The 25,031-nt window shown below is 60.9% G+C and carries 26 protein-coding genes; 10 read left to right on the forward strand and 16 right to left on the reverse strand.

Annotated features, from left to right (window positions below):
- Window position 1 precedes the first annotated feature (1 nt).
- On the forward strand, window positions 2-151 hold the full coding sequence (locus tag NKH29_RS13685; protein ID WP_352999850.1) for a hypothetical protein: 150 nt from the start codon (window positions 2-4) through the stop codon (window positions 149-151).
- A 404-nt stretch (window positions 152-555) separates the two neighbouring features.
- Here NKH29_RS13685 and NKH29_RS13690 read toward each other — a convergent pair whose 3' ends face one another.
- The 9 genes from NKH29_RS13690 to NKH29_RS13730 form a co-directional block, all read right to left on the reverse strand.
- Entirely contained in the window at window positions 556-1,539 is a 984-nt protein-coding gene (locus NKH29_RS13690) for an oligopeptide/dipeptide ABC transporter ATP-binding protein (RefSeq protein WP_352999852.1), read from the reverse strand.
- Window positions 1,532-2,545 (reverse strand): ABC transporter ATP-binding protein, encoded by a 1,014-nt coding sequence (locus NKH29_RS13695; protein ID WP_352999854.1) that lies wholly within the window; start codon window positions 2,543-2,545, stop codon window positions 1,532-1,534. Before NKH29_RS13695 ends, NKH29_RS13690 begins: the two co-directional genes overlap by 8 nt.
- Window positions 2,542-3,453, reverse strand: a complete 912-nt coding sequence (locus NKH29_RS13700) for an ABC transporter permease (RefSeq protein WP_352999856.1) — start codon at window positions 3,451-3,453, stop codon at window positions 2,542-2,544. Before NKH29_RS13700 ends, NKH29_RS13695 begins: the two co-directional genes overlap by 4 nt.
- A 4-nt stretch (window positions 3,454-3,457) precedes the next feature.
- Complete coding sequence (locus tag NKH29_RS13705) at window positions 3,458-4,399, reverse strand: ABC transporter permease (protein ID WP_352999857.1); 942 nt, start codon at window positions 4,397-4,399, stop codon at window positions 3,458-3,460.
- Between the two features lie 28 nt (window positions 4,400-4,427).
- Window positions 4,428-5,990 (reverse strand): ABC transporter substrate-binding protein, encoded by a 1,563-nt coding sequence (locus NKH29_RS13710; RefSeq protein ID WP_352999859.1) that lies wholly within the window; start codon window positions 5,988-5,990, stop codon window positions 4,428-4,430.
- 132 nt (window positions 5,991-6,122) lie between these two features.
- Entirely contained in the window at window positions 6,123-6,563 is a 441-nt protein-coding gene (locus NKH29_RS13715) for a YqaA family protein (protein ID WP_023722123.1), read from the reverse strand.
- 9 nt (window positions 6,564-6,572) lie between these two features.
- Complete coding sequence (locus NKH29_RS13720; protein ID WP_352999860.1) at window positions 6,573-7,895, reverse strand: MFS transporter; 1,323 nt, start codon at window positions 7,893-7,895, stop codon at window positions 6,573-6,575.
- 66 nt (window positions 7,896-7,961) lie between these two features.
- On the reverse strand, window positions 7,962-9,299 hold the full coding sequence (locus tag NKH29_RS13725) for a cation diffusion facilitator family transporter (RefSeq protein ID WP_352999948.1): 1,338 nt from the start codon (window positions 9,297-9,299) through the stop codon (window positions 7,962-7,964).
- Between the two features lie 8 nt (window positions 9,300-9,307).
- Window positions 9,308-9,589, reverse strand: a complete 282-nt coding sequence (locus NKH29_RS13730; RefSeq protein WP_352999862.1) for a metal-sensing transcriptional repressor — start codon at window positions 9,587-9,589, stop codon at window positions 9,308-9,310.
- 103 nt (window positions 9,590-9,692) lie between these two features.
- Here NKH29_RS13730 and NKH29_RS13735 point away from each other — a divergent pair, with 103 nt between their 5' ends.
- Genes NKH29_RS13735 through NKH29_RS13745 form a run of 3 tightly spaced genes read left to right on the forward strand, consistent with a single transcriptional unit; the run spans window position 9,693 to window position 11,550 of the window.
- Window positions 9,693-10,082, forward strand: a complete 390-nt coding sequence (locus NKH29_RS13735; RefSeq protein WP_352552249.1) for a hypothetical protein — start codon at window positions 9,693-9,695, stop codon at window positions 10,080-10,082.
- Between the two features lie 48 nt (window positions 10,083-10,130).
- Entirely contained in the window at window positions 10,131-10,865 is a 735-nt protein-coding gene (locus NKH29_RS13740; protein ID WP_023708302.1) for a HupE/UreJ family protein, read from the forward strand.
- Between the two features lie 37 nt (window positions 10,866-10,902).
- Window positions 10,903-11,550, forward strand: coding sequence for a hypothetical protein (locus tag NKH29_RS13745; protein WP_023708301.1), 648 nt, complete (start codon window positions 10,903-10,905; stop codon window positions 11,548-11,550).
- Window positions 11,551-11,707: 157 nt separating this feature from the next.
- Here the strand turns inward: NKH29_RS13745 and NKH29_RS13750 are convergent, their stop codons facing one another.
- The 6 genes from NKH29_RS13750 to NKH29_RS13775 all read right to left on the reverse strand — a co-directional run bounded on the left by NKH29_RS13750 (window position 11,708) and on the right by NKH29_RS13775 (window position 18,478).
- Entirely contained in the window at window positions 11,708-12,724 is a 1,017-nt protein-coding gene (locus NKH29_RS13750; RefSeq protein WP_023708300.1) for an ABC transporter ATP-binding protein, read from the reverse strand.
- Window positions 12,721-13,716 carry an ABC transporter ATP-binding protein gene (locus NKH29_RS13755; RefSeq protein WP_352999864.1) on the reverse strand — a complete coding sequence of 332 codons (996 nt, stop codon included), beginning with the start codon at window positions 13,714-13,716 and terminating at the stop codon, window positions 12,721-12,723. The genes NKH29_RS13750 and NKH29_RS13755 overlap by 4 nt, the downstream gene beginning before the upstream one ends.
- Window positions 13,709-14,617: an ABC transporter permease gene (locus tag NKH29_RS13760; protein ID WP_352999865.1), complete on the reverse strand. Its 909-nt coding sequence runs from the start codon at window positions 14,615-14,617 to the stop codon at window positions 13,709-13,711. The genes NKH29_RS13755 and NKH29_RS13760 overlap by 8 nt, the downstream gene beginning before the upstream one ends.
- Window positions 14,608-15,543: an ABC transporter permease gene (locus tag NKH29_RS13765; RefSeq protein ID WP_352999866.1), complete on the reverse strand. Its 936-nt coding sequence runs from the start codon at window positions 15,541-15,543 to the stop codon at window positions 14,608-14,610. Before NKH29_RS13765 ends, NKH29_RS13760 begins: the two co-directional genes overlap by 10 nt.
- 12 nt (window positions 15,544-15,555) lie before the next feature.
- Complete coding sequence (locus NKH29_RS13770; RefSeq protein ID WP_352999867.1) at window positions 15,556-17,133, reverse strand: nickel ABC transporter substrate-binding protein; 1,578 nt, start codon at window positions 17,131-17,133, stop codon at window positions 15,556-15,558.
- 154 nt (window positions 17,134-17,287) lie between these two features.
- On the reverse strand, window positions 17,288-18,478 hold the full coding sequence (locus tag NKH29_RS13775; RefSeq protein WP_352999869.1) for an amidohydrolase family protein: 1,191 nt from the start codon (window positions 18,476-18,478) through the stop codon (window positions 17,288-17,290).
- A 170-nt stretch (window positions 18,479-18,648) separates the two neighbouring features.
- Between NKH29_RS13775 and NKH29_RS13780 the strand changes: the two genes are divergently transcribed.
- A complete protein-coding gene (locus tag NKH29_RS13780) occupies window positions 18,649-19,329 on the forward strand; it encodes a GntR family transcriptional regulator (protein WP_352999871.1) in 681 nt (226 codons plus the stop codon).
- Between the two features lie 39 nt (window positions 19,330-19,368).
- A complete protein-coding gene (locus NKH29_RS13785; RefSeq protein WP_352999872.1) occupies window positions 19,369-20,061 on the forward strand; it encodes a flavin reductase family protein in 693 nt (230 codons plus the stop codon).
- Between the two features lie 138 nt (window positions 20,062-20,199).
- On the opposite strand, the gene NKH29_RS13790 is transcribed toward NKH29_RS13785, so the two are convergent.
- On the reverse strand, window positions 20,200-21,270 hold the full coding sequence (locus NKH29_RS13790) for an NAD/NADP octopine/nopaline dehydrogenase family protein (RefSeq protein ID WP_352999873.1): 1,071 nt from the start codon (window positions 21,268-21,270) through the stop codon (window positions 20,200-20,202).
- Between the two features lie 232 nt (window positions 21,271-21,502).
- Between NKH29_RS13790 and NKH29_RS13795 the strand changes: the two genes are divergently transcribed.
- Genes NKH29_RS13795 through NKH29_RS13810 form a run of 4 tightly spaced genes read left to right on the forward strand, consistent with a single transcriptional unit; the run spans window position 21,503 to window position 24,979 of the window.
- Window positions 21,503-22,474: a LysR family transcriptional regulator gene (locus NKH29_RS13795; RefSeq protein ID WP_352999874.1), complete on the forward strand. Its 972-nt coding sequence runs from the start codon at window positions 21,503-21,505 to the stop codon at window positions 22,472-22,474.
- On the forward strand, window positions 22,471-23,940 hold the full coding sequence (locus NKH29_RS13800) for an NAD(P)-binding domain-containing protein (RefSeq protein ID WP_352999876.1): 1,470 nt from the start codon (window positions 22,471-22,473) through the stop codon (window positions 23,938-23,940). Before NKH29_RS13795 ends, NKH29_RS13800 begins: the two co-directional genes overlap by 4 nt.
- Complete coding sequence (locus NKH29_RS13805; RefSeq protein WP_352999878.1) at window positions 23,937-24,419, forward strand: CMD domain-containing protein; 483 nt, start codon at window positions 23,937-23,939, stop codon at window positions 24,417-24,419. Before NKH29_RS13800 ends, NKH29_RS13805 begins: the two co-directional genes overlap by 4 nt.
- Window positions 24,416-24,979 carry a peroxidase-related enzyme gene (locus NKH29_RS13810; RefSeq protein ID WP_023708289.1) on the forward strand — a complete coding sequence of 188 codons (564 nt, stop codon included), beginning with the start codon at window positions 24,416-24,418 and terminating at the stop codon, window positions 24,977-24,979. The genes NKH29_RS13805 and NKH29_RS13810 overlap by 4 nt, the downstream gene beginning before the upstream one ends.
- Window positions 24,980-25,031: the final 52 nt, after the last annotated feature.

Raw genomic sequence — 25,031 nt, forward strand, 5'->3', positions numbered from 1 at the left:
AATGGACGAGCTGCTTTCGATTGCCGGCAATCAATATGTAGAGTTTGGAGACGTGAGCCCCGTTTCTGTCCTCGCCGATTTTTTCGGCGTCCGTCCGGGCGAAAAAACGCTCCTCGAATGCCGCGCGGTCGACATCGAACAGCCTGATTGAGCAGGTTTGCACGGCCCTGCCGTTCAAGGTGGCTTTTGTCACCGCGATCATGGTTTTGGCCGGTAGGTCGTCGCCGGCCGCCACCCAACCCTGGAAGGCTTTTACGTCATCGACCGGAGCAAGCGCTGCGTCGCCGGACAGCGGTGTCCATCCACGCTTCTTTGCAACAGCGGCGGTTCGCTCGAAATCTGGCCCGTGCGCAAGACAAATCCCGTGAAAAGCTTCCAACGCCAGATCGACATTATCAGCATGCGCCAGCGGCGATGTCAGCCACATAGCTGCAAATGCCAGGACAAAACATGCCTTCGACATTCAGCGCGCCTCAGTCAGGAGAACGGGACAATCCACACGATCAAGATGGACCCTCTGGCAGCGTGGTCAAGAGGGGCTGCAACGACCATCCTTCAGATCACCGGGCGGTGGGCGCTATCTGCGAGGTGACAGGCGGCAACGCCGCCGTGGGGCACCATCCGCAAAATTGGTTCCTCGACCCGACAGATATCGATCGCCACGGGACAACGCGTGTTGAACCGGCACCCGGGAGGCGGCGCGCTTGGGCTCGGTGGATCGCCGGCGAGGATGATCCGGCGGCGCCCGGCTTCGATGCGGGGATCGGGAGAAGGAACAGCCGACAGCAGCGCCTGGCTGTAGGGGTGGGCCGGCTCGCGAAACAGCGGCCGGGTCACGCCGGCTTCCGAGATACGGCCGAGATACATCACCGTCACGTCGGAGCAGACCTCGCGCACGATCGCCAGGTCATGCGCGACAATGACGATGGTCAGACCAAGCTGCTTTTGCAACGACGTAAACAGGTTGACGATCTGCGCCCTGATCGAAACATCGAGCGCGCTGAGCGGTTCGTCGCAGACCAATATGGATGGTTTGAGGGCGAGTGCGCGCGCAATCGAAACGCGCTGGCGCTGGCCGCCGGAAAGCGACCTTGGCAAACGGTCGAGCACCGTCTCAGGCAGCGCAACCAGATCCAGAAGCTCGGCGATACGGCGGTGGCGCTCTGCCGACGAGCCGAGGCGATGGATCTGCAGCGGCTCCTCCAGCGTCTGATAGACGCTCTGGCGGCGGCTCATCGACCCCAACGGGTCCTGGAAGACGAACTGGACTTCACGGCTGAACGACTTCCTGTCCGATTTCAGCCATTCGGCGCGATCTCTGCCCCCAATCAGGACAGTGCCCTCGCTCTCCTTCTGCAGGCCGACGATGGTGCGCGCCAGCGTGGTTTTGCCACAACCGGACTCGCCGACAATGCCGTGGAACGCTCCGCGCGCGACGGTCAGGTCTATGCCGTCGACCGCCCTCACCGCGCCGGTGCCCGAGCGGTTGGCGAAATGCACCTTCAATCCCCTGACTTCGATCGCCGCGACATCAGACATGAACGGCAATCCCTTCCCGCCGAAGTACGACCGGGCAGGCCACGCGATGCGGATTTGCCGAGATCGATATCGTCTGAAGCGGAGGTCGGTGTTTTCGGCAACCGGCTTCGACCAATTCGCAGCGGTCGGCGAAACGGCAACCCGGCTCCAGCCTGATCTGGCTTGGCGGCAGGCCCGGTATCTCGCGCGTACCCACATTGTCGTCAGCACGAAAATCCGGCACCGATGCGAGCAGCCCACGCGTATAGGGATGGACCGGCTGGGTCAGCACATCCATCGCCGTCCCCTCCTCCGCCACCTGTCCGGCGTAAAGCACGATGACGCGGTCGGCGACGGAAGCAACCACGCCGATGTCGTGCGTGATCAGCACGACCGCGATGCCGTCCTCGCGCTGGATCTGGCGAATGAGCTCCAGAATTTGCGCCTGGACGGTGGCGTCCAGCGCCGTAGTCGGCTCGTCGGCAATCAGCACGCGCGGCCGGGCCGCAAGCGCCAGCGCGATCATCGCGCGTTGCAGCATGCCGCCCGACATTTCGTGCGGATAGCGGTTGTAGCGATCCTCAGGGTCCGGAATGCCGGAGCGTGCCAGAAGCGAAACCGCTTGCCTGCGCGCAGCCTCACGCGACAGGCCGGCGAAGCGGCGCGCCTGGCGCGCCAGTTGCGGGCCGATTTTCAGCATCGGGTTGAGCGCGCTCATCGGGTCCTGGAAAATCACGCCGAAATAGCGTCCGCGCAAATCCGACAATTGCCGGGAACCGATGCTGAGCAGTTCGCTTCCGTCGGCTCGCGCCGAACCCCTCATGTCCACCGTCACACCCTCGGGCAGCAGGCCGAGGGGGCCGAGCGTCATGACGGTCTTTCCCGAACCGCTTTCGCCGACGACCGCGACCGTTTCTCCAGGGCGGACGTTGAACGACACCCCGTCCACCGCCCGCACCGAAACGGTGGTGGCGTAAAGATCGATGACCAAATTTTCGATCGCATAGAGCGGCTGATTGTCACTCATGCTGAAGTCGTCCCGGTTTCGACGGCGTTGCGTTCCGTCTCTTCACGGGCGCGCGCCAGTTTTCTTTTACGCAGCGTTCTGCCGCGAACCGGCCGTGGCACCTTTTGCAACGCGAAGGCTTCGCCAAGCAGATTGAAGCTGACGACGACAAGTGTCAGTGCGAGCCCTGGCAGCACGACAAGGCGTGGAACCTCCTCGATGTAGCTCATGCCGTCGACGAGCATCTGGCCCCATTCCGGCGTTGGCGGCGCGACGCCAAGTCCAAGAAAGCTGAGTGTGGCGATGGCCAGCACAAGCGCGCCGGCGTCGGCGCTTGCATAGACGACGACCAGGGCAAGCACATGCGGCAGGATATGGCGGACAAAGATCCAGAGATGGCCGGCGCCCATGACGCGGGCCGCCTCGATATAGGGCTGCTGCAGCTCGGCGGTGACGACGGCGCGGCTCATGCGGGCATAGTTCGCCCACCACGCCAAGGTGAGCGCCGTGATCATCGACCAATAGCCCGTGCCCAAAATGCCGATCAGCGCCAGCGCGATCACCAGGCTCGGAAGCGCCAGTGCAATATCGATGAGGCTGATCAGGACAAGCTCGACACGGCCGCCGACATAGCCAGCAAAGGAGCCGATCGTCACGCCGATCGCCAGGGCGGCGACGAGCACGATGACCATGGCCACCAGGGAAATGCGGGCGCCACCGACGATGCGGCTCAAGACGTCACGGCCGAGATAGTCGGTGCCGAGCCAGTGGCTCCAGCTCACGCCCTCCAGTGTCGCCGAATAGTCCTGCGCGCTTGGATCGTAAGGCATGATTACCGGAGCGAAGATGCCGACCAGCACAAAGCCGATGACGGGGAGCAGCACCAGCCACGGCCAGTCCTTGATGTCCCTGATTGCGGAAATGTTCATCGTCTCATGCTCCCCTCGCCCGGCGCATTCGCGGATCCGCCACGATGCAGATCATGTCGACGATGAAATTGACCATGACGAAGAAGACGACGAAGAGCAGCAGCACCGACTGCATGCCGATGAAGTCGCGGAAGCGTATCGCCTCGATGAAGAAAGCGCCGACGCCACGCAACGCAAACACCGTCTCGACGACGATCGATCCGATGATCATCAGCGTGAATTGTGCTCCGAACGTCGTCAGGAACGGTATGGCGATGTTGGGGAGCGCCTCGCGCAGCAGCACCTGCGTTCTGGTGTAGCCCTTGGCGAAGCCCGTTGTCGCAAACGGCCGCGACATCGCTTCCTGGAGGTTGACCCGAACGACGCGGCTGAGCACCGACGCCGGGAACAGCGCGATCGTCACCCATGGCAGAAGCCATGAGGTGAAGCCGCTCGTGCCGAAGGTGGGTACCCAGCCAAGCATCACCGAAAACACGATGACCAGCAGCGCCGCCACGAAGAAGTTGGGGGTCGACGCGCCGATCAACGAAAATGCGTGCAGGAATCTGTCCATCACGCCGCCATTGCTGACGGCGCCGGCGATGCCAAGCGTGATCGACAGGACGAAGGCGAGAACACCGCCGCCGGCAAGCAGCGCCGCCGTCATCGGAATGCGGGCGGCAAACTCCTGAGAAATCGGCTTTCCCGTTCGCAACGAAATGCCGAAATCGCCGGCCAGCGCGCTGGCCAGCCAGCGTCCATAGCGGATCGGCAGCGGGTCATGAAGGCCAAGCTCGTTGCCGATCCTGGTGATCATTTCGGCGTCCGCGCCGGGGCCCGCCGCACGCTCGGCAATCAGCGCCGCAACATTGCCCGGCGCCGCCGCAACCAGGCCGAATGTCAGCGCGGATGCCGCCAGGATCAAAAGGCAGGCAAGCAGCATCCGTCGCAGGATCGTGCGTTTCATCGTCAGGCCTCGCTTGGGCTCGAAGTCTTCAGGCCTTCAGCGTGATCGCCTTGAACGGCAGATCATAGTCGGTCGCCGGGAGCGAGAAATTCTCCGCGCGCGGATTGTGGGCCCACAGTCTCTGGCTGACGACGAGAGGACAGATGGCGGTGTTGTCGTGGAGCCAGTCGTAGAGGGCCTGCATCTTCAGGTCGCGTTCGGCGCCGCTCGCCTCGAGCGCAGCCTTGACGACGCCGTCGAGCGCGTCGGAGACGTAGATCTTGCCGTCAGGGCCGCTGTCGGCGGTCGAGACGAAGGCGTTGCCCAGCGTGCCGTGCGGATCGTAGGGCGCTCCGTAGGTGGTGAAGAAAGCCAGGTCATAGTTGAAGGCCGGACGCCGTTCATGCATGGTGGCATTGTCCACCGAGGACACCTGGACCTGGAAACCGACCTCGGACAACTGACCCTGGATCATTTCGGCGATGCGCCGCGATCCCGGCAGGGACTCTTCGGAAACGAGAAAATCGATGGTCAGTGGAGAGCCGGCCTTGGTCCAGGCACCACCGCTGTCGACCCAGCCGCCATCGGCAAGGATCTTCTTGGCCGCCGCCACGTCGCGCACCGGCACGTCATGCCGCTTGCCCGAGGAAGGCACGTTCGCCGGGAACAGATCGGCGGCCGGGTCGGCAAAGCCCTCGAACAGCACCTTGGCGATCGCCGCCCGGTCGACCGATGCATAGACGGCGTCACGGACGGCCTTGTCCGCGATGATCTTCGACTTCGGCGAATAGCCGAGCAGCATCGTCGCCGTGCCCGGTTCGGCCACGACCTTCATGCCGTCGCTTTCCAGTGCGCGAGCGCGGCGCGGCGACAGCGTCGCCACCCAGTCGCCACCGATGACATCGAGGTCGCCTGAGCGCAGACCATTGGCGCGGGCGAGTTCATCCGGAACCACCTTCAATTCCATGCGGCTGAAGAGCGGCTTCTCGCCCCAGTATTTGTCGTTGCGAATGAGGCTGGTGCCGCTCGAATCGTATTTTTCGACGATCCACGGTCCGGTGCCGATCGGCGCCGTCTGCTTGCCATCCTTGTCGACTGCCTTGGGCGACAGGAAACGGACGGGCCGCACGATGGTGAGTTCAAGCAGTGCCGCCGGCACTGGCCGCTTCAGCTTGACTGTCAACTTGTTCGCTCCATCCGTGACGATGCTGTCGTACGCATCGGAGATGCCGATCCATGAAAAGTCGCTCACCCCCAACCAGCGCTTGAGGTTCCATTCGGCCGCGGCCGAGTCAAACGGTGTGCCGTCGCTGAAGGTCACGCCTTCACGCAGATCGAAAGCGATTGACAACTGATCGTCCGCGACAGTCCATTTGGTGGCAAGTCCCGGCTCAAGCGCGCCGTTCTGGCCGTAGTGGATCAGCGCATCGAAGACGATGGTGTAGGTGCTCAGCGTCGACACGTTCTGCAGCAAATCGAGATCGCCGGTCTCCGCGGCGATGGCAATCTTCAGCGTGTCGTTGGTTTCGGAGAAGGCGCTGCGTGGCAGCGCGGCGGCGAAGGCAAGTCCGGCGGTGGAAACAAGGAAATTGCGGCGGTCGAGAGTGATCATGTCAGTTCCCCATTTTTTGATTGATTTTGAATCATGCTAACTCGGATATGCGATATGTCTATACTTATTCGGTCTGCGTCGGCTCAAGAGAAAGGTCGGAAGCGATGGTCGCGAATGTGTTGCCATGAGCCGCTACATCCAGCTCAGTGTCACCGCCGCGAGCGCTAGGTAGCGGCCAACCTTCGCGATCGTGACGATCACGAGGAAGCTCCAGAACGGCTCCCGCAGGACGCCCGCCACGATCGTCAGCGGATCGCCGACGAGGGGCAGCCAGCTCAACAGCAGCGACCATCGTCCATAGCGCTGGTACCATCGCGTCGCGCGCGTCAGTGCGGAGGGCTTCACCGGGAACCATTTGCGGTCGCGAAAGTGATCGACGCCCCGGCCAAGCCACCAATTGACGATCGAGCCGAGCACATTGCCTGCGCTTGCGGAGACGATGAGCAGAGCCGGAGCATAGCTTTCCGTCAGAAGCAGTCCCGCAAGGGCTGCTTCTGATTGCATCGGCAGGATTGTAGCCGCCACGAACGCGGTCAGAAAAAGACCGCCATAGACGGCGAGATCGCCAGGCATGCCGGGCGCTCAACTTGCTTTTGGCCATTGCGGGTGCCGATCATCGACAACGTAACCATGCGAATGCTCATAGCCTGCTTCCGACCATACCGCGTCGCCGATGTGCCGGTCGTCTTTGGGCAGATCGACATGCGTGTGCACAAGCACGTCCGGATCGTGTTTCGGCCACAGCCAGATCGCGGCAATCAGGGCGGCGGCGCCCATGACGCCAAGCAGAATGAATGTGAAGGGCAATCCCATTGCCGCCCCGACGCGGCCGGCAATCGGATAGGTGATCAGCCAGCAGGCATGAGACAGTGCGAATTGAGCGGCAAACAGAGCGGGCCGATCGACGGCATCGGCGGAACGCCTGATCAATCTGCCCGTTGGCGTCTGCGCCAGTGAATAGCCGAGCCCGAGCACGAACCAAAGCGGCAGCAGCAGATAGTAGCTGCTGGCGAGCGGCCCGGCCAGCACGCCCGCGACCAGTATCGCGGCGCCCGAGAGCATCGCAACCCGGTCCGGGACGTTCTCAAGCAACCGCGGCAGGGCAAGAGCTGCAATCATCGATCCACCGCCAAAGGCTGCGAGCGCCAGCGCCGTGTCGGTTTGGGAGAGGCCAAATTGCGCCTGCACCAGGACGACTGTGTTGACGATCACCATGGCGCTGGCCGCGGCGACGGCCAGATTGAGCGCCAGCAGGCCGCGCAATCGCGGCGTTGCCAGATAGATGCGGATTCCGCGCGTCGTGCGTTCATAGATGCCGCGCGGCTCCGAGGGTTGCGGGCTGGGCAGCACCACGGAGACGACCAGCGCCGCGGACGCCAGGAACCCGACAACCGTGCCGGCGAACAGGCTATGGAAGCTTATGACTGAAAGCAGCGCTGCCGCGAGGATGGGACTGACGACGCTTTCCAGGTCGTAGGCCAGTCGCGAGAGCGACAGGGCCCGTGTGTAGTCCTTCTCCTCGGGCAGCACGTCAGGGATCGAAGCCTGAAAGGTCGGGGTGAAGGCTGCTGACGCCGACTGCAGGATGAAGATGAGAAGATATATCTGCCACACTTCGGTGACGAAGGGCAGGAACACGGCGACCGCGGCCCGGATGAGGTCGAGCGAAACCAGCATGGTACGGCGTGGCAGGCGCTCGGCGAAGGCGGCAGCAACAGGCGCCACGCCGACATAGGCGATCATCTTGATGGCGAGCGCCGTGCCGAGCACCGCGCCGGCATCGGCGCCGGCAAGGTCATAGGCCAGTAGCCCGAGCGCCACGGTGGCAAGGCCAGTGCCAATCAGGGCGATGACCTGGGCCAGGAAGAGATGACGGTAGGTGCGATTGGCCAGGACCTGAAGCATATTTTGCCTTCTTGCAGCGGACTGGGGTTCGTCGAGCCAGGAATATAGCGCGAACAGCTCCCTATCTCAGTGGTGGTGGCCTTCCGGCTCGACCATCTTGAACGGCAGCACCTGCTCGCGACCCTTTGCGGCCAGGATCAACCTCGCCTGGAACTCATGCGGCTCAGCAGGGGCGACGGTGCTCTCAAGCCGATGATGGTTGTCGGCGACGGCTTCGAGGCGAAGCGTCTCTGGCCCGTTGGGCCGGTCGATGATCACAGTCGCTGTCAAATCATCGGCGTGCCGTTCTATGGTCAGCCGCATCCGCTCGCCGGCCGCCGTGTCGACGATTTCCAACGTCCCTTCAGCCAGATCGCAGGCGACCTTGAAGGGCTCCGGCGCATGATGGTGAGCATGAGAGGGTTCCCTTCCAGTGGCGGCCGGCCCGGCCGGACTCACCAGGCGGACATTGGCTTCCGCCAACGCCGGCAAGTGGGCGAACAGCTCCTCCTTGAGGGCTTCGGTTACGCCCAGCACGTTCTTGGCCGTCGCCGTCTCCGGAACACTGATGGCGACGTCGGCATGCAGACGATGTCCGATCCAGCGTGCCTGCACGCCTTCAACGCGCCCGATGCCCGACACGTGTTCGGCGGCATGATGGATTTCGTCGATGACGCCGGGCTCGACTCCGTCGAGCATGCGGGTCAATACGGCTTTCGACGACTGCCAGACGATGGCGAAGATCGCCACGGTGATCAGCAGCCCGACGATCGGATCGGCAAGCGGAAAGCCCAGCCAGACGCCGATAGCGCCCAGCACGACCGCCAGGCTGGTAAAGCCGTCGGTGCGGGCATGATAACCGTCGGCGATCAGTGCCGCGCTGTTGATCTCGCGGCCGACACGGATACGGAACACAGCGACGGCCTCGTTGCCTATGAAGCCTATGAGGCCGGCGATGACGACCCAGCCAAGAAATGTGATGGGACGCGGATTGATCAGCCTGTCGATCGCCTCATAGCCGGCGACGATGGCGCTGAACAGGATGATGAGAACGATGACGATCCCAGCCAGATCCTCGACCCGGCCCAGCCCGTAGGTGAACGTCTTGCTCGGTTTGCGGCGGGCCAGCACGAACGCGATCCACAGCGGTATGGCAGTGGCCGCGTCGCCGACATTGTGGATCGTATCGGCCAGCAGCGCCACGCTGCCGGAGATGAACACGACCACAAGCTGGAGCGCTGCCGTGATGGCCAGAACGACGAATGACCATTTGATCGCCCAGATGCCGCGCGTCGTCGTGGCGATCGTCGGATCTATGACACCGTGTGTGTGGCCATGGCCACCATCATCGTGATCATGCCCGTGGCTGCCCATGCCATGCGTCATCGGGCCAAATCCAAACCAGTCGCGAACTTTGTCCATAATGGCGCTTCTCACAGGTACTTGGTGATATCCTTGAACTCGTCGATCGAGCGGCGCTGCTCGCGCGCCAGCGGCCCGACGACGTCCTCAAGGCAGTGGTTGAGGTGGTCTTGGATCAGCGTCTTCTTCGCCTGGGCGATGGCCTTCTCCACGGCATGAAGTTGCTGGGCGATGTCGAGGCACGGTCGGCCGGCCTCGATCATCTCGACGATCCCGCGCAGATGGCCGTCGGCGCGCTTCAGCCGCTTGATGATGGCAGGATGGGTTTCGTGGACGTGGGGACGCTCATTCATGCCTTGATGCTATCCCCCCAGAGAGGATATTCCAAGCCTCAAAGTGGCCTCGATTCTGGTGCACGCAACCATTCGTTAGGATTTTAGAGAATAATCGTTAAGCATGCCGAATTGGACCCATAGCGCAGCCTTTCGCCTCGTCATCGCTTTCGCGATGGCGCTCGGCATGCTGCTGTCGCCTATGGGCGGTTCGGTCTCGCACGATCCCATCGCGCTCGCTGCCGCCGAGGCCGACCGTCACGCCGAACTGGCGGGACAGATCGAAGCCCACGGGCACGTCCACGATGACGGTGCAACCGAGGAGCAGGGATCCGGCCATTCTCACGGCCACAATCCCGCCGACCACTCGCACGAGACGGCGAGCACGCTTCCGGACTTTTCGCCGACCGTCCCTGCGGCCGGGCGGACCTGGGTGATTTATCCGCCGTCCTTGTCCGATCCGGAAGCAAGTTCCCGGCTCGATCGCCCTCCGAGACCGATCCTCACCGCATGATCGCGGCCGCATGCGCGGCCACCCTCAACGACGAAGATTGGAATTCTCATGCAAGGATCCTGCTATCAGGGCCTGCCATGCTCGCCTTGCGCGCGCTGGCGACCCGCCCTACCTGTGTTGCTCGCTCTCCTGACCCTCCCATTGTTTGGGGGAGCTGCCCTCGCCCATGCCGTTGCCGAAGGCGACAAGGGCTATATCCAGGAGATCACGGGCATCAATCTGCTGCCCTTCATCTATCTCGGCGCCAAGCACATGGTGACGGGATACGACCACATCCTGTTCCTGTTCGGCGTGATCTTCTTCCTCTACCGGATGAAGCACATTGGCATCTATGTGAGCCTGTTCGCGCTCGGCCATTCCACGACCATGCTGCTTGGCGTCTATTTCAACGTTGGCATCAACAGCTACATCATCGACGCGATCATCGGCCTGTCGGTCGTCTACAAGGCGCTCGACAATATGGGCGGTTTCCAGAGGTGGCTCGGTTTCCAGCCGAACACCAAGATCGCGACCCTGATCTTCGGCTTTTTCCACGGCTTTGGCCTGTCGACGAAGATCATCGAATACAACATCTCGCCCGACGGGCTAGTGCCCAATCTTCTTGCCTTCAACGTCGGCGTTGAGATTGGCCAGCTTCTGGCGCTCGCTGCCATCCTTATTGTCATGGGCTACTGGCGCCGGACCGATAGTTTCTGGCGCCACGCATACACCGCCAACACCATCATGATGACCGCCGGGTTTGTGCTGATCGGCTATCAGCTCACCGGCTGGGTCGTCTCCTGAACCTCCAAGTAAAGATCCACAAAAAAGGAATTCTCCTATGTATAATACCGACATCCCGACCCGCGCCGAGCTGCCGACATCCATGCAGCTCCTTCGGTCTACCGTCATCGCAATTCTCGCGGCAGCTGCCATCCTTGTGACCATCGTGCTGCCGGCCGAATACGCCATCGATCCCACCGGCGTTGGGCGAGCGCTCGAGCTCACCGAGATGGGCGAGATCAAGACACAACTCGCCGAAGAGGCCGAGCAGGACCGCCTTCGCGAACTGCAGAACGGCACTCCGACCGCAGTGCCAGCCCGAGATCAGCAGTCGAGTCTTCTGGAGCGCGTCTTCGCTGAACTGGTGATTGGTTCCGCCTCTGCCCAGGAACTCCGGACGGACGAAATGTCGGTCACCCTGAAGCCCGGCGAAGGGGCTGAGATCAAGCTCGTCATGGCCAAGGGCGCACAGGCAAAATACTCTTGGACGGCCAATGGCGCGGCGGTGAACTTCGACACCCATGGTGACGGCGGCGGCGAAAACATTTCATACGAGAAGGGACGCGGGGCTGCAGAGGACGAGGGCGTACTTGAGGCAGCGTTTGACGGCAATCACGGTTGGTTCTGGCGTAACCGCACCGATGCCGACGTCACCGTGACGCTGAAGACGAACGGTGCCTACACCGACATCAAACGGATGATGTGAACGATACGTCAATCTTATCCGGCGCCGTTTGGCGCCGGAGTGGCGCGCTGTTCATTGCCACGACCTCACTGTTTGGCGCACCACCGTCCCGTGAGCATTCGTGTCGGGTGGGCGGCGGCGTGGTGAATTGGTGCGCCGCTAGGCTGTCTCAACGTGATCATGCCGCATTGGCTGTTGGCGAAATCAGCGCCGAACGTTTGCCGCGATGGAGATCCTTGGCAAACACGCAAGCCGAACTGTGCCCAGGAGATAGCTTCAAGGCCGGTGGCATCTGTTGTTTGCATTCTTCGACCACCAAGGGGCAGCGAGTCCGGAACCTGCAGCCGGATGGTGGATTCGTAGGGCTCGGCACCTCCCCGATCATGACCGGAACCCTGCGCTGCTTTTCAGCGATCGGATCCACCTCCGGTGTCGAGGCCAGCAACATCTGCGAATAGGGATGGCCAGGGTGATCGTAGAGTTCCTGCGATGGCCCGTGCTCCACAATCTTGCCGAGGTACATCACGTAGACGCGCGATGCAGCCTGCCTGACCAACGCAAGGTCGTGGGCAATGAACAGGCACGCCACCCCCAAATCTTTCTGCAGGTGCAGGAAAAGGTTCATCACCTGGGCTCGGATGGACAGATCCAGTGCGCTAACTGGTTCATCGCAGATCAGCACTCTTGGATTCACGGCAAGGGATCGGGCAATCGCAACGCGCTGGCGCTGCCCTCCGGACAGTTCCCGCGTGTGCCGATCCTTCAAAGCGTCCGCCAGTCCGACCTGATCCAGGAGCGCCTTGGTACGATGGTTGCGGTCGGATTGTGATTTCAACCCGCTGATCAGCAACGCTTCATCGATCGTCTCACCGACCGTCTGTCTGTCGTTCAGGGACGAATATGGATCCTGAAACACGTATTGAAGCGCCCTGCGGCTTTCGCGCAGTGCTGCACCGGAGAGTGTGGTGAGGTCCACTCCATCAAGCAGGACTCGTCCCGCACTTGCCTTTTCGAGACCCACAATGGTGCGGCCGAGCGTCGACTTTCCGCAACCGGACTCGCCTACCAGACCGACGATCTCGCCCGGATAGAGCTCGATCGAGACGTCGTCGACGGCATGGATGAACTTGCCTCGCTGAACGCTTTTGAAGCGCGTCTGCAGATTTTCGACTTTCAGAACAGGACCGTGCGTCATGCTGCTGCCTTCCTTTGGTTGACAACCGCGCAGGCCACGACAACAGCGCTGTCGGCCGACCGCGCAAGTGGAGGGCGGCTTGCGGTGCATGCGGGAATTGCGAGCTCGCAGCGCGGGGCAAAGGCACAGCCTTTGAATGGCGCGCCCAGCGTTGGCGGTATCCCGGCAAGACCGCGAAACTCCGAACCGATCGGGTCTTCCCGCCGCGGGATCGCGTTGATCAGCCCTCTCGTGTACGGATGGCGTGGTGTCACGAGGACCTTGTCCACGGGACCTCGTTCGGCGGCCCGAGCCGCATACATGACAACGATGTTGTCGGCCGCTCCGGCGACTACCCCCATATCGTGAGTAATCAGCACCATGGCCATGTTGAGCCGCCGCTGCAGGTCCTTGAGCAGGCGCAGGATTTGAGCCTGGACCGTTACATCGAGAGCGGTCGTAGGCTCGTCCGCGATCAGAAGTTTCGGCTCGCCGGCCAGCGCAATGGCAATTACGATGCGTTGCCTGAGACCACCCGACAGTTCGTGGGGGAATTGACGAAGTCGCGCTGCTGGATCCGAGATGCCGACCAGCTTGATGAGTTCCAACGCCCGCTCCTCCGCGGCGCGCGGGGTCATCTTGAGATGGAGTTCCGCCATCTCGGCGATCTGCCTTCCAACACGGCGGACGGGGTTCAGCGCGCTCATCGGATCCTGGAAAATGAATCCGATCGACTTGCCTCGTATCTTACGGATCTCGGATTCCGGCAAGCCGATCAATTCGCGCCCGTCGAAGCGCACCGATCCCGACAAGTTCGTCGTCACGCCGGTCGGCATTAGCCCGAGCGGCGCGAAGTTCATTACAGTCTTGCCGCTACCGCTTTCGCCGACGATGGCAAGGCATTCTCCCTGCCGGACGGTGTAGCTGACGCCATCGACGGGACGTACCGCGGCCTTGGCGGTGAGGAGATCGACCGTCAGATTGCTGACTTTCAAAAGGAGTTCGTCATGCATCGGAATTCTCCTTGGCCCAGCCGGCGATCTCAATTCTGCGCAAGGCGAGCGTCCGCCTCGAAAGCGGCTTGGGAATGCGATTAAGTGCTATGGATTCGCCGAGGATGTTGAAACCGATCACCGCAGCCGTCAGGGCCAGGCCGGGCAGGATAACCTGGCGCGGATCGGACTCGAGATACGGTAAAGCATCAACAAGCATCTGTCCCCATTCCGGCGTGGGCGGCTGAATGCCCAGACCAAGGAAGCTGAGTGTTGCGACAGCCAAAGCGGCTGTCCCGGCATCCGCCGTCGCATAGACCATCACCGCGCCGATGGTGCCGGGGAGCAAATGGCCGAAGTAAATGCGCCATGGGCTGGCGCCCAGCACACGCAGGGCCTCGATATGCGGCTTGCTCATGATGCTGACCGCCACGGCCCGGCTGATACGACCGCTCATCGGCCACCATGCCAATGACAGAGCCAGTACCATGGTCCAGTAGCCCGGCCCGACGATCCCGATCACGGCAAGGGCAGTGATCAGGCTTGGGATGGACAGTCCGACGTCGACGATGCGCATCAGCAGGTCGTCTACCCAACCGCGGTGATAGCCAGCGATGGTCCCCATGGCGACACCGACCGTCATTGCAATGATGAGGACCGAGCCAACGCTGACTAACGACGTATTCGCCGCAATGATCAGGCGGCTGAGCGTGTCGCGCCCAAGATGGTCGGTGCCGAGCCAGTGTGCGGCAGTTGATCCCTGGCCGGTCTCCAGCAAGTTCTGTGCGCTGGGATCTTGTGGAGCGAGCCATGGCGCGAAGCTGCCCAGGGCGAGGAAAAGGCCGATCACGATCAAGGCCACGCGGGGCAACTTGTTCAACCGGGCAAGTGCAGGCTTCAATCTATTCATGGTCAGCTCCATTGGCGCCGGATACGGGGATCGGTCATCAGAACTGCGAGATCGACGATCAGATTCACCACGATGAAGAAGGCGAGGAAGATCAACAGGCAGGCCTGCACGACCATGAAATCCCGGAACTTCACGCCTTGGAGAAAGTAGTCGCCCACGCCCTGCCAGGCGAACAGCGGTTCAACGATGATAGCCGTTGCGGTCATCAGGCCGATCTGGGTTCCCAGTGCATTGATGAACACAGGTATGATGTTTGGCAGCGCGTCCCGGAACAGGATGGCGGTCCGTCCAAGACCTTTGCTTTTGGCCGTCAACACGAAGGGGCTAGCCATAGCCTCTTCCAGTCCCACACGAACGACACGGCTGAGCACGGCGGCGGGCAGTACCGCGACAGTGACCCATGGCAGCACCCAACTTTCCGGACCGCCGAAGCCGAAGGATGGAAAGAGCTGAAAGGTGACGGAGAATCCATAGATCATCAGCGCACCGACGAAGAATGTCGGTGTCGATGCGCCGAGAAGAGCCAAACCGCGCGAAACGCGGTCCGGCAGTCTGTAGGGCCAGAAGGCACCCAGGAATCCGAGAGCCAGGCCGAGCAGGGTCGCAACCACGCCGCTGCCACCGATAAGGGTACCGGTGACCAGCATGCGCTTTGGCAAGTCCGCACTGACTTCCTGGCCCGTTCTGTAGGAGATGCCAAAATCTCCTCGGACTGCATCGCCAAGCCAACCCGCGTAGCGCATCAGCAGCGGCTTATGCAGTCCGATCTCTTCGGCAACCTTTTCGACATAGCCCGGTGTTGCGACTGCTCCTCTAAGTTCAGCGATGAGAACAGCGACATTTCCCGGAGCCGAAACAACCAGGGTAAAGCAAACCAGAGACGCCATGAACAGCAGTACGAGGGAGTGCCTCAGCCTCTTGCTGATGAAGTGGATCAACGCGCCCTCCTCCTACTCGGCCAGCACGATATTTTCGTATGGCATGTCGTATTCGGTGACCGGGCTGGTGAAGCCCTGGACCCGCTTGGAGTGCGCCCAGATGCTGGGAACGTAAACCAACGGCGCTATCGCGTCGTTGTCACGCAGCCAGTCGTAAACCTTTTGGATCGATGGCGCGATCTGATCCCCGGTTGCCGCTGTCGCCGCGTTGATCAGCGGGTCCAGGTTGGCCGGATCGGTGAACAGCTTGCCCTCGACATCGTTTTTGAAGGTCGAGAGGCACAAGGCCACCACCGTGCCGAACGGATCGTAAGGAGCCCCGTAGGTCAGGAAGAAGCCGAGATCGTACTTCCGTTCGAGCATGTCGGTGTGCTTAGAAGCGTGGTCGACAGAGCGGACGATCAAATCGATGCCGATTTCCTTCATCTCGGATTGTATGACTTCGGCCACGACGCGAGAGCCGGGAACGGCGTCGGGACTGACGACAATCTCAAGCGTCAGTGGCGTGCCGTCCTTGGAACGCACGGGACTACCCGTCCAACCCGCCTTCTCCAGGAGCGCTGATGCGGCCGCAACGTCGCGAACTGGGGCATCATGCTGGGTGCCAGCAAATGGCAATGCATCGGAGAACAGGTTGCCCGCCGGTCGGGCAAAGCCTTGGTAGAGCGCCTGGGAAATCGCCGCGCGATCGATCCCTATGCTGATGGCCTTGCGCACTTGCGGATCCTTAAGCGCTTCGGTTCGATCGGGATTGAAAGCCATCACCAGTGTGACGTTGCCGGGATCGATGACCACGTTGAGCCCTGCGGCCTCGAGTTGCTTTGCCTCAACGGGGGTCAGCGGCGCGATCCAAAACCCGCCGACGAGATCGATCTCGCCAGCGCGCAGGGCGGCAACCCGCGCGCGCGGATCAGGGATGACCTTGGCTTCGAGACGCTGATAAGTCGGCTTATCGCCCCAGTAGCCGTCGTAGCGCTCGAAAACACTTTGTGTATCGTCAGCGCTAATTTGACGCCAAGGACCGGTGCCAACGGGTTCGACAAATTTGCCATTCGCATCGACCGATTTGGGGCTAAGGAACCTCGGCGGCCGTGTGTAGGAAAGCTCCTGCATGAGCGCCAGCGGCGGTTCTTTGAAATGAACGGCTATCTGGTGCTCATCGACCACTTCCAACGATTGAAAATACTTGGAGCAGTTCATCCAGCTGAACTGATCGAGTCCTAGCCAACGCTCCAGATTCCACTTGCAGCTGGCTGCATCGAACACTGTGCCGTCCTGGAAGGTTACCCCCTGGCGCAATGTAAGATGCAACGTCTTGCCCCCCTCTTCGATCTTCCAGTCGGTCGCAAGGCAAGGCTCGATCTGGCCGCCCTTGCCGTACCGCACCAGCGGCTCGAACATCAGGTCCTGAATGGCCCAGATCGCGTAGTGGCTCTGCGGATCAAGATTGCCCGCGGGTTTGGCGATAGCCACTCGCAATGTGCCCGCCGCCCCCTCGGCAAAGGCAAATTTGGTGAAGGTAGCATCGGTTATGGCGAGTCCTAACGCCCCTGATCCGATCTGCAGAAATGTACGCCTGTTGAATGACATGATTGCTCCTCTCCTTGCTTATTGTTCCCTGGGGCCTAGGTTGCCTCGAAAGGCACTGGGGCCTTTTTTTGTATAGACGTAGTACATCATCGTATACAATCTAATTAAGACATCGTATCCCTTTGATATAAGATTTTGTGCTCATTTGCGCAGGTTAGGTCTGCACCGCAACCCCGGCTCGCGCGACGACCTTGCCGCGCTTGACGACCAACGCGCGCGGCCGGTGGGACACGACGGCATCGGCGAGTGTCTCGCCTTCCACCAAAACCATGTCCCCCCAGCAGCCGGGCATGAGTCCGTACCTTTCCAGCGCAAGAACTCCGGCACCGCCGCGCGTGCAGACGTCGAGGGCCCATTCGAGTTCATCGTCGCGGCGAAAATTGTTGCGCAAGCCGACAAACATCGCGCGTTCCAGCATGTCACCACTGCCGTAAGGTCCCCAGATGTCACGGATGCCGTCATTTCCGGCGCCGACGACCACTCCAGCAGAGCGCAATTTGGCGACCGGAGGCGACGGCTGCGATGCCGGCCCGGTGGTAAGAATATGGATCGAAAGCTCCGCCAACTCGTCGATTAGTCGGCCGACATAGTCGGCATCGTGCATGCCGAGACAGAAGGCATGGCTGACTGCGACCCTTCCCTGCATGCCGAGTGCACGGGTGCGTTCGATGATGAGCTCGAGCGAAAAGGCGCCAAGCTCTCCCGCTTCGTGCAAATGGATATCTATGGGCCGGCCAAAGCGTTGAGCGAGGTCGAAAATTGCATCGAGGTGCCCTTTGGGATCGCGATCAACCCCAGCAGGGTCCAGCCCGCCGACCACCTCGGCGCCCATTTCCAACGCCCGTCGCATAAGTTCGACAGTGCCAGGCCGGATCATCATACCGCTTTGAGGAAAGGCGACGATCTCAATATCGACGAGGTCTCGTAGCTCGTCACGAGTGCGCATGACGCCCTCTACACCGGCAAGGCCGTGCACGGTGTCGATATCGACGTGACTACGAATATGGGTGGTGCCTTGCGCCACTGAGGCAAGCGCCTGTCGACGCGACTGGCGGACCGGATCGATACCCAAGCGGATCTTGGCTTCACGCTCGGTGTCGATCTTGTCTATCAAGCGAGGGCCGACTTCATTTCGATACCACGCCATTCCGATCATCGATTTATCGAGGTGGGTGTGCGCTTCGACCAAGCCCGGAACGACGATGCGACCTCCGCCGTCCTCCACCAGCCCTCCCAAAGGTGAAAGCTCCGGCTCGACGCGGGTAATGCGGCCATTTTCAATAAGAATATCGACATTGGCGCCAGCCATCGGGCGCACATTTCTAATCAACAAATTGGTTGTCATGCGGGGCGCTCCTCCCAGAGGCAGCCTATCGTCTGCGGCACGGCGACGGCCGCCTGCAGCTCCGTGTACGCAACTACCGCATAATTGTATACCTATTTCAAGATAAATCGTATCCCATATTGACAAAAATATGTCTTGATCGATAAGTTGCGGGAGCTTAGGGGGATGCGATGACCAAATCGAGTCGAGCCGAAAACGTCTACTTGTCGCTGCGTCGCGCCATCATTGAGCAGGCGCTTCGCCCCGGTATGAAATTGCCCGAAGACGCGATCGGCGAGCAGTTCGGCGTTAGCCGGACCAGCGTGCGAAACGCGCTTGTCCGACTGAGTGCCGAAGGCCTGGTGGAGGTCAGGAATAATCGCGGAGCCTGCGTCGCCGAACCGACGCTCGAGGAAGCGTTAGATATATTTTCCCTACGACGCTGCCTGGAGCGCGAGGTAGTGGACCGGCTTTCGCGAAAGATCACACCCGCTCAATTTTCGGCACTTGAGGCCCACGTCAAACTTGAAAGGGACGCAGTAAACACGAGCGGACCATTATCGATACGGCTGGCGGGCGAATTCCACATTCTGCTGGCCGAACTCACGGGATCGAAGCCGCTGACCCGTTATGTCAGCGAGATTGTATCGCGCTGTTCGCTGATCCTAGCCTTGTACAGCCGTCCGCACTCCGATCAGTGCGGCGTCGACGAACACGTCGAAATCATTCAGGCGCTGCGCCAACACAATCCCGAGCGCGCCATGCATGCGATGGAACACCATCTCGAGGCACTCGAGGCTCGGGCGCAAATCAGCGATCAAACTGAGCCCGACGTTCGCTCCATCCTGAGCACATACGCTCAGGCAGGGTAACCAACTCTCAAGCAGCTTGGCAAAATTCAGGAGGATATAATGCTCAACCCCCAGCCCGAGCCGGTGGGGCAGCGGAGCCACGTGAGCATCGACTTCGCCCGCATCTCGGCACGCGAACGCTACAAGCTGCTGATCGGGGCAGTGGTGCCTCGGCCAATCGCTCTGGTGACCACACGACACCCCGACGGGACTGTCAATGCTGCGCCCTACAGCTTCTTCAATTGCCTCTCGGCCGATCCTCCAATCCTAGCCCTGGGTGTGGAGAACCATAATGACATGTCCTTCAAGGATACGACGCTCAACATCCGACTGACTGAGGAGTTCACAGTCAACATCGTGGACCATGCGCTGGTTGACGCCATGAACGTCTGTGCCGTCCCATTTCCTTCCCACATTGACGAACTGGCCGTGGCCGGGCTGACGCCTGCGCCCGGTGAGACGGTCCAATGCCCCTACATTTTCGAAGCGCCTATAGCCTTCGAATGCCGCCGACATTTGACGCTTGGCCTGGGTAAGTCGCGCGAGATTGTCCTTGGTCAAGTTATGCGGATGCACATTCGTGAGGATCTTGTTGACCAAGAGCGTTTCTATATCGATCAACTCGCGCTAGACGCCGTCGGCAGAATGGGTGGACACGGTTATTCGACCACCCGCCACCAGTTTGACCTGCCAACGATGTCGCATGAGCAATGGTTGGCAATGAGGCCTATGCCACCCAACACCGATGGATAGGGCCCTGATCGCGCAACGCGCTCGTCGCTTCAATCATCCTTCCTGATCGGGCAGAGACGCTGCTTGCGGCCAAGGACTCTGCCGATGCCGGGCTGGCAGAATATTCACTGCAGCTGGGCTACAGCGCACTGGAAGCTGTTAAAACCCCTTGCGGCAAAGGGTTTCAAGATCCGCCTTTGTCATTTCCTCGATGCCGAGCGCAGGAAGAATATCATTATCTCCCTTGAGATCCCGGCCATAAGCCGCCGACAAGATGGAAATTCCGGATTCATGGAGTATGGCCGGATTTCCGCTGATTTTCCCAAGGACTGCCGTCGGCAACAAGCCGAACGGAACGTCCTCAAGAATATAGCGACTTTCGATAGTGGTCGGGCCAAACCCGCCCCGACCTTGACGATCCATCTCCTGGTTCATGTCCGAAACAGTGCTCATGGGCACATGAAACGACAATGAAAAATGTTCCTGGACGGTACGAACCGCGATACCGAAATGGGCAGCTATGGCCAACCGTTCGGCATCCAGAGCCTCGATAAAGCGGCCAACGGCAGGAGTGACATTTCCCCCTTGGCTCCACTGCTCGGCCTTCTCCATGCGTGTGAGATTGAGAAGGGCAATTCCCAGATGGTTCTGCGGATTGAGGTTGCTGAGCGCAATCGCCAGCAGACCATCCCGCTTGACGAAACGATCGCCGAACAAGGCCGTGCAAAGCTCGTAACCTTGGTCGAGCGCATCGAAAGGCAGCGTCGCAACGTCAAGCTTCTGGCGAATGGAAGTGACATTGACTTCGGTTGATCCGAGCTGGCGACCAGTCAGTAGTGTTGTGCCCCAAACGACGATCGGCAACCTGACCTTGCGCTCCGTCAACCGCTTCCAGAGATACAGAGCCCCGAACGAACTATGCGAACTGATGATGACCGGAATTCCATCTGCCAGATGAGGGACGGCGGCGTCCATCACCATCTTGTGGCCGTAAGCCGGAAGCGCGATCACCACCACGTCCGCGTGGTCGATAGCATCTCTACAATCCTTGGCAATGCGCACCGGCACCGTCGCCTCGATATCCCCCGTCGCCTTCAATAATTCGCCAGTAGCCAACGTTCTGGTGCGGTGTCCCGACGGTGACCAAAGCGTTGGCGAGTGTCCCGATTGTGCCAAATAGGCCGCAAGGCCATAGGCAATTGCTCCGGCGCCCAGAATACTCACGCGCATAACATTCCTCCTGTTGCAGGCTTTATGGTTCGAGAATCCTTGCCGTCCCCGCCTACAAGTTTTTTCATCACGAGGTTTCGAATTGGAGTCACGTCGGTTGCCCCCAGCTGTTTCGATCAAGGGCTCCGGCTCTGAGCCGGCAAGCGCCGCTGTGAACATTAGTTTCCGCTTGACATATATCAAAAATGAATGAGACGATGTCAATCATACGGATTTCACATGTAGGGAGAATATGGAAACTCGGGACCTTCAGACCTTCCTTGCGGTTGCTGCCAGCGGCAGCATTACCAAGGCGGCTGACATGCTCGGGCGTTCCCAACCTGCGGTGACACGCACCATTCAGGATCTTGAGGCCGAACTTGGCTTCGAACTGCTGCACCGGGTCGGTCGACGGGTGCAGCTATCTGAAGAGGGTGTCGCATTTGAAGAAGAAGCGCGGCGACTGCTGATGTCCTTCACCGAACTCGCGGCGCGGGCCAAGATGATCGCCGCCGGCCGTGGTCGGATCCTGCAGATTGTCACAACCTCTGCGATCGGCACTGGCCTAATCCCGACGGCCATGGCCGAGCTCAAGGGTGTCGAGCTTCCGCACGAGACACATCTCGGACAGTTTCTTCCCTCAATCGTCGCCCAGGAAGTGCGCAGCGGTCGTGCCGAGATCGGCTTTTCAAGCTTGCCGCTCGATACGCCCGGTCTGGATGTCCTGCGGCTCTATTCGGCGCCCGATGTTGCCGCCGTGCGGGAGGACGATCCGCTGGCAGAACTTGATGTCATACCGCTTTCGGCCTTTGCCGGCCGTCGCGTCGCTACGTTGCTCAACCCGCTGCGTTTCCAACTGCACGTCTCCAAGGCATTGGCCGCCAGGGGCATCGACACCGGGCCAGTGATCCGGACGAATACTGCCTATGGCGCGTTGCAGCTTGTGCGCCGGACCGGCGTTGCCGCTGTCATTGATCCCCTCACCGCCTATGGCGTGGCCTTGCCTGGGGTCGCCATCCGCCCGATTGACGCGACCGTTCTCTTTTATTGGGGGGTTGTGGCTGCCGCAAAACGTCCCCTTCGCCCAGTCGCGCAGGCGCTGATGGATGCGGTCGAAGCGGTGGCGCAACGATCGATCGTCGGCTTCAAGAAACTCGATCCGGCCTTGGCTGGCCAATTGGTGACCGATCCTGCATCCGGCACAAATCACGGAACGGGAATATGAAGCATACCCCCACCGCGCCAATTTTGACAGGTCTTGCCGCGCTCGAAGCACAGCTGGCGCAGGATCTCGACTTCCTCGAACTGCCTGCCAAGCCATGGGTCCCCGCGCGTTCGCACGATGGTGTTCCTGTCCGTGACGTCGTGGTGATCGGCGCCGGCATGTGTGGACTTGCTGCCACGGCAAAGCTGGTGCTGACGGGGATAACCAATGTCGTCGCCTATGACGCGGCCCCGGCAGGGCTCGAAGGGCCGTGGGTAACGTTTGCCCGTATGCAAACGCTCCGGTCGCCGAAGACCCTGCACGGTCCGTCGCTCGGCCTGCCGCAATTGACGTTCCGCGCCTGGTTCACGGCGCAATGGGGCGTTGAGGCCTGGCGGTCGCTGGACAAAATCCCCAAGGGCCAGTGGATGGATTACCTGGTCTGGTACCGCAAGGTTCTTGCTCTGCCAGTGCGCAACAGCGTGCGCATGACCGCCGTCGCACCGGTTGGTGATCTGATTGCGATCGATATCGACGGCGCGGAATCCGGCCGGGTTCTCACCCGTCGTCTCGTTCTGGCCACCGGTCGCTCCGGTCTGGGCGGTTTTGCCGTACCCGATTTCCTCAACGGCATCGATCGCGCCTATTGGGCCCATTCTGCCGACGACATCGATTTCGATGCGCTGAAAGGCAAGCGTGTGGCAGTTATTGGCGCCGGTGCCTCTTCCATGGACAATGCTGCGACCGCACTCGAGGCGGGCGCCGGCTCTGTCGACATGTTGATCCGGCGCAAGGAGATGCCGCGCATCAACAAGCTGACCGGCATCGGCAGCCCGGGTGTTGTACTCGGCATGCATGAATTGCCCGATGCCTGGAAGTGGAAGTTCTTCGACTACACCGCCTCCACCCAGACGCCGCCGCCGCGTTCATCGACGCTTCGCGTGTCTCGCCACGCGAATGCTCGGTTCTTTTTCGACTGCGGCATCGTTGCGGTAAGGGAAGATCCGGGAGGCCTGCTGATCGAAACCACACAAGGGCCGATGCGCTACGACTTCCTGATCGCGGCAACCGGCTTCTCAAATGACTTCGACGGCCGCCCGGAATTTGCAGCCCTCGCGCCACATATCCGCACCTGGTCGGATAGCCGATATACGCCGGATATGGGGCTGCCGCGTGCAGGCATGTCGGACGCGCCGGATCTAGGTCCTGCCTTCGAATTTCGCGAACGCGTTCCCGGCTCCTGCCCGATGCTGGCACATATCCACTGCTTCAACGACGCCGCCATGCTGACGCACGGCAAGGTTTCCGGCGATATCCCAGCCGTCAGCGCCGGTGCCGACCGTCTGGTCCGCGGCATCGCCGCATCGCTGTTTGCCGAAGATGTCGAAACCCACTTCGCCAATCTGATCGCCTACGACACGCCCGAACTTCTGGGCGACGAATGGGTCGATTCAACACCCTTGCTGCAGAAGGAGGCCGCGTTGTGATCGACGCGATGGACAAGGCTGCCGGCCTTTCACCGGATGATACCCTCTTCGCCACAAGGCGGTTTCGGCCCGAATTTGTGCAAGGGGCGGAGGAATGTCGCCTCTCGGTGCTGCACCCGGCAAACGATCAGGGGCTGGCGCCGAATTTGCGTGCTGCTCTGGCCCGTCGCATGGCCGCCCTGAACGCCGATCCCGTCCTGGTGGCCGAATATGATGTGCAGCTGGCTCAGCTTGGTTCGACCGAGCAGCTTCTGGCCTTGGCCCAGGGGGAAGCGGATTTGAATGAACCTTTGGCGACCATCGTTCGTCATGTTGACCTGGTCACCCTGACGCCGAAAAAGGCGGAAGCGAGCCATATCGCTCTCCTGGAGAAGGCTGGATTGAACAATCCTCAGATCGTCGCGCTCTCCGAGCTGATCGCTTTTGTCAACTTCCAGACACGGGTGGCGACCGGCTTGCGCCTGATGAGGCCGACATGATTTCCTCGGTTCGTCTGAAGCCATTGAATTGGCATCCGTACATCGCGCCGGTGGAGCTATCCGAGGCCACCCCGGAACAGCTTGAAGCGATGAAGGTCACGCCATCGGCCAAGAAAGTCTCGGAATATGTGCGCACCCTTGCGCATGATCCAGAGAGCTATCTTGCCCGCACGATTCTGTTCAACGCAATCATGTACGTCGAAGGCGGGCTTGCCCGTCCTGACCGCGAACTTGGTGCATTGGGTGCCTCGATCGTCAATGGCTGCAAATTCTGTGCCGTCGTTCACGCCCGCAGGCATGCAGAGCTGACCAAGAGCGACGAAGTGGTCACCGCGCTGTATCTCGACAAACCTGAAGCGCTCGGCCAACGCGATGCGGCAATCTACAGTTTTGCCCGCCGCCTGTCGGCGGCCCCGTCGGAAGCGACGGCAGACGATATCGCCGCGCTTCGATCGGTCGGCATGGACGACCGCGAGATCATCGACCTGATCCACGCCATATCGATCTTTGGCTGGGCAAACCGGCTGATGCACATTCTGGGCCATGCGGAGAGCGGGTGATGATGTCGCATACGGTCAAAGCAGTCCGTCTCACACTTTCCGAAGGGCCAAC

Source organism: Mesorhizobium sp. M1295 (assembly GCF_040318135.1).
GTDB lineage: Bacteria > Pseudomonadota > Alphaproteobacteria > Rhizobiales > Rhizobiaceae > Mesorhizobium.